This window comes from Microbulbifer sp. 2205BS26-8 (assembly GCF_030731025.1).
GTDB lineage: Bacteria > Pseudomonadota > Gammaproteobacteria > Pseudomonadales > Cellvibrionaceae > Microbulbifer > Microbulbifer spongiae.
Window position 1 is genome coordinate 1 of record NZ_JAVAMR010000132.1, and the last position, 1129, is coordinate 1129.

Annotated in this window: 1 protein-coding gene; it reads right to left on the reverse strand. The window is 52.1% G+C overall.

Annotation, left to right across the window (positions count from 1 at the left end; all coding sequences use genetic code 11):
• Positions 1-88: 88 nt before the first annotated feature.
• Positions 89-1126 carry an IS5 family transposase gene (locus Q5Y71_RS16870; protein ID WP_306043240.1) on the reverse strand — a complete coding sequence of 346 codons (1038 nt, stop codon included), beginning with the start codon at positions 1124-1126 and terminating at the stop codon, positions 89-91.
• Between the last annotated feature and the right edge of the window lie 3 nt (positions 1127-1129).

Sequence of the window (1129 nt, forward strand, 5' to 3'; positions counted from 1 at the left end):
ATCTGCTTCTTTCTATCTTGATGGATTTTCAATCGGATTTTGGCTGAATACAGGCTCACTTAACGCCATTTTGCTACTTTTCCGCCCATTAAGTGGACCCCCCTTGTAAATTGCTTATTCTGGTCAGATTCCAACCGATAAAAGTGAAAGTAAATACCTCCTTGACCCGCGCTAACCCACGAACTTTTACTTGGCGAATCAGGCCAATGGTTTTGCCCCAACCGAAACCCTCCTCAATTCGCTTGCGTACCTTCATGCTCGCTTGATATCCACTGTGCCGAGTAGTGCGTCCGTCAATGGCGGAGCCGCCGCGACGCTTGGTATTTTGGGCCACATGCGGAGTTACATTTGCACCACGACAGGCGGCTACGAATCCTCGAGTGTCGTAGCCTTTATCTGCACCAACGGTTTTGCGCCGTGAGCCCGGCAGCTCCATCAGCATCTGCTCGGCTGCTTCCCGCTCACCACAGCCATTGGCTTGCGTTACCGCCGTCTGTACGATCAGGCCATTACGGTTTTCCATGGTGGTGTGACCCAAATAAGCCAGCTTGGCTTCAGAACCTTTGGATTTTTTGTACAGCCGAGCCTCTGGATCGGTGCCTGATTTGTGCGTTTCATTGCTGCGCTTCTCCTTGTGGAAGTCCCGCTCGCTGTTGCTGCCACTACCCTCATCGTCGTCGCTGTCCTGCTTGCGAAGAAAGCTTTTGTGCGAGGCCCATGCCTGAATCAAGGTGCCGTCGACGCTGAAATGCTCTTCCGACAACAGTTGCTTCTGCCGAGCTATCTGCACCACTTCTTCGAACAGGGTGGGAATAATGTTGTGGGCAAGCAGACGCTCACGGTTCTTGCTGAAAGTGGAATGATTCCACACCTTGTCATCGATACTGAGGCCAACGAACCAGCGGAATAATAGGTTGTAGCGCATCTGCTCCATCAGCTGGCGTTCACTACGTACACTGAATAAAACCTGTAGCAGTAGGGCTCGCAGTAATCGCTCCGGGGGAATGGACTCCTTGCCATTCGGTGCATAGGCGCAGTCGAGCAACCAGTCGATACGCTGCAATGCCAAATTAAATTCCTGGCGAATCTTTCTCAGCGGGTGGGATTTCGGGACAAATTCTTCCAGGTG